Source organism: Microcella sp., from assembly GCF_033763155.1.
Lineage (GTDB): Bacteria > Actinomycetota > Actinomycetes > Actinomycetales > Microbacteriaceae > Microcella.
Window position 1 is genome coordinate 1 of the sequence record NZ_JANRKZ010000136.1, and the last position, 6,955, is coordinate 6,955.

Consider the following 6,955-nt stretch of genomic DNA (forward strand, 5'->3'; position numbering starts at 1 on the left):
GGAGAACGACCTCACCGCTCACGTCGAGGGCTGGGGCGAGCTTCTCTGCATGGTCGCCGGATACCCCCCAGCGCCGGAGGGCGTGGCCGTGCTGCAGCCCCGGCGGGAATCTCGTGGCTGAACGACCACCCATCACCGACCCATTCGCGGTTCCGCCTATGCCCCCGGCGGCGGCGCGCGCCCCGCGCTCGGCGCCTGAACCTCACGTTCCTTCCCTGCCCGTCGCTCAACTGGCTCACCCTCCCGTCGTCATCGACACGCGCGATGCCTACCTCGAGGCGGTCGAGGCACTGTCACGCGCTGACGGGCCGGTGGCCGTGGATGCCGAGCGGGCGAGCGGATTTCGATACTCGCAGCGGGCCTACCTCATTCAGGTCTTTCGTCGCGGCGCGGGCACATTTCTGTTCGATCCCCCTGCCCTCGAGTCGTTCGCCGAACTGCAAGCGGCCATTGGCGATGTTGAGTGGGTCTTGCATGCGGCGAGCCAAGACCTCGCCTGCTTGCGAGAGCTCGGGCTCGAACCATCGACGATCTTCGACACTGAACTCGGGGCGCGATTGGCCAATCTGCCTCGCGTCGGATTAGGCGCGGTTGTCGAAGAAACCCTCGGGCTCCACCTCGCGAAAGAACACTCCGCCGCCGACTGGTCGACGCGTCCTCTTCCGGCTTCGTGGTTGACCTATGCGGCTCTTGATGTCGAACTGCTGCTCGACGTGCGCGATCGCATCGCCGAGCGACTCGCCGACCAGGGCAAGGCTGACTTTGCCGCACAAGAGTTCGCCGGTGTTCTTGCCAAACCCGTAGCCGAACCCAAGACCGAACCCTGGCGTCGTCTTTCCGGGCTCTCTACTGTTCGCGGCCAACGCGCGCTCGCCGTTGCCCGTGAACTGTGGCTCGCTCGCGACGCTTACGCCATAGAGGTTGACACTTCGCCAGGCCGGCTCTTGCCCGATGCATCGATCGTCGCCGCGGCTCGCGCTCCGCTGACCTCGAAGCGAGAGTTGGCCGCCCTGAAAACCTTCATGGGCCGAGCCAGCAGAACCCAGCTCGATCGATGGTGGGCAGCCATCGAGGCCGGTCTCGCGACGGATGACCTGCCGGCGCACCGCGGCTCTGACGAGAGCATCCCACCCCCACGCTCGTGGGCCGATCGCAACCCCGAAGCCGACCGCCGCTACCGACTCGTTCGACCGTTGCTGCAGGCGATCGCCGATTCGCTCGAAATGCCCCTCGAGAACCTTCTGACGCCGGAGCACGTGCGGCGCATCTGCTGGCAGCCTCCCGCAGACGTGACCACTGTCGGTATCGCCGCTGGGCTCGCCGCCATCGGAGCGCGTCCGTGGCAGATTGACGCAACTGCACAGACGATTGCGCAAGCCTTTGTCGACGCACTCCAAGAGCCGGTCGCGGCATCGGAGGCCGATTCGTAGGAAGACGCAGGGGTTTCTGCTCCGGTGCACTGCCGTCCCTAGTCTGAGTGTCAGTCCAACACACTCTGGGAGGCACCATCGTGGCTGCACGAGCCGACGTCGTTTTCGTAGACGGGGTTCGCACCCCCTTCGGCCGGGCAGGTGAGAAGGGCATGTACTGGAACACCCGGGCCGACGATCTCATCGTCAAGGCGATGATCGGGCTTCTTGAGCGCAACCCTTCACTGCCGAAAGATCGCGTCGACGATGTGGCCATCGCGGCGACGACCCAGCAAGGCGACCAGGGCCTCACCCTCGGCCGAACGGCGGCCATTCTCGCCGGGCTTCCGCTGAGCGTGCCCGGCTACGCGATCGACCGCATGTGCGCGGGTGCCATGACGTCGGTCACCACAACGGCGGGAGGCATTGCTTTTGGCGCCTACGACGTTGCGATCGCCGGCGGTGTCGAGCACATGGGCCGCCACCCCATGGGCTTCGGTGCTGACCCTAACCCACGCTTTCTCGCTGAGAAGCTGGTCAGCGGCGACGCGCTCAACATGGGCCTTACTGCCGAGCGCCTCCACGACCGCTTTCCGGCGCTGACGAAAGAGCGCGCCGACCGCTTCGGCATGCGCAGTCAACAAAAGGTGGCCGCGGCGTACGCCGTCGGCAAGATTCAACCTGACCTCGTGCCGGTCGCCCTTCGCAGCGAGGCCGGGTTTGGCCTCGCCACGGTTGACGAGGGCTTGCGCCCCGACACCACCATGGAGGGCCTCGCCGGTCTCAAGACCCCTTTCCGACCCCACGGACGAGTCACGGCGGGCAACGCTTCACCGCTCACTGACGGCGCCACCGTGAGCTTGCTCGCGAGCGCCGACGCGGCAAGAGAACTAGGGCTGACGACCAAGATGCGTCTCGTGAGCTTTGCCTACGCCGGTGTTGCCCCTGAGGTCATGGGCATCGGGCCGATCCCCTCTACGGAGAAAGCCCTCAAGAAGGCTGGCCTCACGATCGACGACATCGGGGCTTTTGAGCTCAACGAGGCCTTCGCCGTGCAGGTGCTGAGTTTGCTCGACCACTTCGGCATCGACGACGACGACCCGCGCGTCAACCCCTGGGGCGGCGCCATCGCGATGGGCCACCCTCTCGCCAGCTCGGGCGTTCGCCTGATGATTCAACTTGCGCGCCAGTTCGAAGAGCGACCCGACGTTCGCTATGGTCTCACGGCCATGTGCGTCGGTCTGGGCCAAGGCGGCAGCGTCATTTGGGAGAACCCGCACTACACCGGAAAGAAGGCGTAACCGTGGCAACCACGAGCGCAACCGCGCAGTACTCCCCCGACCAGTTCGCCGAGCTTCGCGCGCTCAGTGATGACGAAGTCGTCACCCACAGCTACGTGCGCGATGTGCCGCTGCCGAGTGGCGGGATGCTCGCTCTCGTCACTCTCGACAACGGTCGTGACCACACGCGGCCGAGCACGCTGGGCCCTGAGGGTCTCATGCAGCTGGCCAGCGTTCTCGACGCCCAGAAGGCCCGAACCGCGGCTGGCGAGATTCGTGCTCTCGCGATCACCGGAAAGCCGTTCATTCTTGCTGCGGGCGCCGACCTCTCGAAGGTCGGCGACATCCCGAGCTATGAGGCGGGGCTCCAGATGGCGCAGTTGGGGCACTACGCGTTGGGCAAGCTCGGCGAGCTCGGGGTTCCCTCGTTTTGCTTCATCAACGGCCTTGCCCTGGGCGGCGGTGTCGAAGTGGCGCTCAACTGCGACTACCGCACCCTCGACTCGAGCGCCGCGGCTCTCGCACTGCCCGAGGTCTTCTTGGGCATCATCCCCGGCTGGGGTGGAGCGTGGTTGCTGCCGAACCTGATTGGCATTGAGAACGCGCTCAAGGTTGTCGTCGAGAACCCACTCAAGAACAACCGCATGCTCAAGCCGGCCGAAGCGTTCGAACTCGGCATGGCCGATGTCATGCTCGCTCCCGCGAACTTCCTCGAAGACTCCCTCCGCTGGGCCGATGGCGTGCTCGCCGGCTCGGTGAATGTCAAGCGCCCGAACGAACCGGGCAAGATCTAGCGCGCGGTCAAGTGGGATGTCGCCATCGGCATTGCCCGCAAGACCCTCGAGAAGCGGCTCGGAAAGGTCGCCAAGTCGCCCTACGCGGCACTCGACCTGCTGGCTGCGGCCAAGAACACCACGAAGGCCGAGGGGTTCGCCGCAGAAGACAAGGCTTTGGCCGACCTCGTTGCGGGCGACCAGTTCCGAGCATCCATCTACGCCTTCAATCTGGTGCAAAAGCGCGCTAAGCGGCCTGCTGGCGCGCCCGACAAGGCGCTCGCGAAGAAGGTCACGAAGGTGGGCGTACTCGGTGCCGGCCTCATGGCGAGCCAGTTCGCGCTGCTGTTCTTGCGTCGTTTGCAGGTGCCCGTGGTCATCACCGACCTCGACCAAGCACGCGTCGACAAAGGGCTCGACTACATCCGCGGCGAGATCGCCGAGCTCGAGCAGAAGGGCCGTATCGACGGCGACGAAGGCAACCGGCTTCGCGCGCTGCTGAGCGGCACTGTCGACAAGACCGACTTCGCCGACTGCGACTGGGTGATCGAGGCCGTGTTCGAAGAGCTGTCGATCAAGCAAGATGTGTTCGCCGAGGTCGAGAAGTACATCTCGCCCGAGGCGGTGCTCGCCACCAACACGTCTTCGCTCTCGGTCGAAAAGATCGGCGCGAAGCTGAAGAACCCCGAGCGCGTGGTCGGTTTCCACTTCTTCAACCCCGTCGCCGTCATGCCGCTCATCGAGGTCGTGAAGACGCCCGCGACCGACGAAGCCACGTTGGCGACGGCGATGGCAACGGCAGCCGCATTGCGCAAGAACGCCGTCATTACGGCCGACACACCCGGCTTCGTCGTCAACCGAATCCTGGCGAAAGTGCTCGGTGAAGCGATGCACGCTGTCGAAATCGGTACGCCTTTTGAGACGGTCGTAGAGGCACAACGCCACTTCGGCTTGCCCATGGATCCGTTCGTGCTCCTCGACCTCGTTGGCCTCAAAGTGGGTGCCCACGTTCTCGACACGCACCACAGCGCATTTCCTGACCGCTTCTTCGAGTCACGTGCGTTGCACGAGCTCGCCGAGGCGGGAGTGTTGCTCGAGAAAGATGCCAAAGGCCAGGCGAAGGGCATCGACAAGAAAGCCCTCGAGATCGTCGCGAAGCACCGCCCCGCCGATGCACAGCCCTACACGGTCGACGAACTCACCCAGCGACTCGAAGACGGACTCGCCGACGAGATTCACCGGATGCTCGACGACAAGGTCGTCGACGCCGCCGACGACATCGACCTGTGCATGATCCTCGGTGCTGGCTGGCCGTTCCAGATGGGTGGTGTCACGCCCTTCCTCGACCGCGTCGGAGCGTCGGAGCGCGTGTTCGGGGCAACGTTCCACACCCCACGCATCCGCGGAATCGGCTAGGCCGAGCGCCGGGCGCGGCAACGCGGCTCGCAACGGCGATGCCCCCGACCAGGTTTGGTCGGGGGCATCGCCGTTGCTGATGTCTATCGAGTGCGCTCGTCGTGGTCGACGTTTGCACCCTGTTCGTCGGGCAATGGGCGAGCGACCGGAATGCGCGTGCCAAGAACCTGGGCGACGAGGTCGCGTGCGATCGCCTGCGACGTGAGCCCAACGCGCTCGAGAATCTCTTCGCGCGTCGCGTGCTCGAGAAACTCATCGGGGAGGCCGAGCTCGTCGACGGCCGTATCGACACCGGCAGCGCGAAGATCTTGACGGATGCGCGTGCCAATGCCTCCGACGCGCACACCGTCTTCGATGCTCACGAGAATGCGGTGGTCGCGCGCCAAGTCGATCACGCTCTCGGGCACCGGAACGACCCAGCGTGGGTCAATCACCGTGGCGCCGATTCCCTGGTCTGCGAGCCGCTCAGCGACCTCCAGACCGATCTTGGCCATCGGGCCGACCGTCACGATGAGCACATCTTTGTGCGGAGCTTCCCGCAACACGTCGACTCCGTCCTGAGTGCGGCGCACAGCGTCAAACTCCGTGCCGACCGAGCCCTTCGAGAACCGCACGACGGTCGGCGCGTCATCGACAGCGACAGCCTCGCCCAGCTCCTCGCGCAAACGGGTTGCATCACGAGGGGCAGCCAGGCGGATGTTCGGCACGACCTGCAAGATCGAGAGGTCCCACATGCCGTGGTGGCTCGCGCCGTCGGGACCCGTCACACCCGCACGGTCGAGAACGAACGTGACGCCCGCCTGGTGCAGCGCGACATCCATGAGAACCTGTCGAAGGCGCGATTGATGAACGTCGCGTAGACGGCTACAACCGGGTGCATTCCGCCGTAGGCGAGACCCGCCGCCGAGGCCACCGCGTGCTGCTCAGCGATTCCCACGTCGATGATGCGGTCCGGGTGCTTTTCGGCGAGTTTGTGCAAGCCGGTCGGCCGCAACATGGCGGCCGTAATCCCGACGATGCGCCGGTCTTTGTCAGCCAGAGCAACGATTTCGTCGGCAAATACTGAGGTCCATGACGGGCGACTGGCTGCCTCAATCGACTCGCCTGTCTCGGGGTCGATCTGGCCGACGGCGTGGAACTGATCGGCGACGTCAGCGAGCGCGGGCTGGTAGCCCTTGCCCTTCTGGGTAATCGCGTGCACGATCACCGGTGCGCTGTATTCCTTGGCCTGCCGCAAGGCACGCTCGACATCTTTCAGGTCATGTCCATCGATCGGCCCGATGTACTTGATGTCGAGGTTGGAGTAGAGGGCTTCGTTATTCGTGAAGCGCGACAAGAAACCGTGCAGGCCGCCGCGAACGCCTCGATACACCGCGCGACCGGGGGCGCCGAACACGCCGAAAGCGCGCTCGGTTCCCCGACGGAATCGGTAGTACGAACGCCGGGTGCGCACGGTCGACAAGAAACGCGCCATGCCGCCAATCGTCGGCGCATACGATCGACCGTTGTCGTTGACGACAATGACGAGGTTGCGGCTGTTGTCATCGCTGATGTTGTTGAGGGCTTCCCACGTCATGCCGCCCGTGAGCGCGCCATCACCCACGACCGCAATCACATGGCGATCATCTTGACCCGTCATCTCAAAGGCGCGAGAAATACCGTCGGCCCAGCTCAGCGAGCTCGACGCGTGCGAGCTCTCAACGATGTCGTGCTCGCTCTCGGAGCGCTGCGGGTAACCAGCGATGCCGCCCTTTTGGCGCAGCAATGAAAAATCTTGACGGCCCGTCACGAGCTTGTGCACGTACGACTGGTGGCCGGTGTCCCACACGATTGCATCGCGGGGCGAATCGAAGACGCGGTGGATGCCCAACGTCAGCTCGACGACGCCCAAGTTGGGCCCCAGGTGGCCGCCCGTCTTCGAGACCTCGGTAACCAGGAATCGGCGGATCTCTTCCGCCAGTTCGACCATTTGCGACTCAGAGAGTCGATCGAGGTCGCGCGGGGTGCGGATCGAGTCGAGCAGTGCCATTTACCGAGTCTATGCGAACGACCCCGAGAGGCCACCCGTCGGCGAACG

2 protein-coding genes and 2 pseudogenes are annotated in these 6,955 nt (G+C 64.9%); 3 read left to right on the forward strand and 1 reads right to left on the reverse strand.

Features of this window, described 5'->3' with window-relative positions; translation table 11 throughout:
- Positions 1 to 113 precede the first annotated feature (113 nt).
- From SFU54_RS05725 to SFU54_RS05735, 3 genes and pseudogenes are all read left to right on the forward strand, one after another.
- The gene (locus tag SFU54_RS05725; protein ID WP_319015335.1) at positions 114 to 1,430 is read left to right on the forward strand and encodes an HRDC domain-containing protein; all 1,317 of its coding nucleotides are present in this window, start codon (positions 114 to 116) and stop codon (positions 1,428 to 1,430) included.
- Between the two features lie 80 nt (positions 1,431 to 1,510).
- Positions 1,511 to 2,710: a thiolase family protein gene (locus SFU54_RS05730; RefSeq protein WP_319015336.1), complete on the forward strand. Its 1,200-nt coding sequence runs from the start codon at positions 1,511 to 1,513 to the stop codon at positions 2,708 to 2,710.
- 2 nt (positions 2,711 to 2,712) lie between these two features.
- A pseudogene (locus tag SFU54_RS05735) lies at positions 2,713 to 4,878 on the forward strand (3-hydroxyacyl-CoA dehydrogenase NAD-binding domain-containing protein).
- An 83-nt stretch (positions 4,879 to 4,961) separates the two neighbouring features.
- On the opposite strand, the pseudogene dxs reads toward SFU54_RS05735, so the two are convergent.
- Positions 4,962 to 6,907, reverse strand: a pseudogene (dxs, locus tag SFU54_RS05740) (1-deoxy-D-xylulose-5-phosphate synthase).
- Positions 6,908 to 6,955 lie beyond the last annotated feature (48 nt).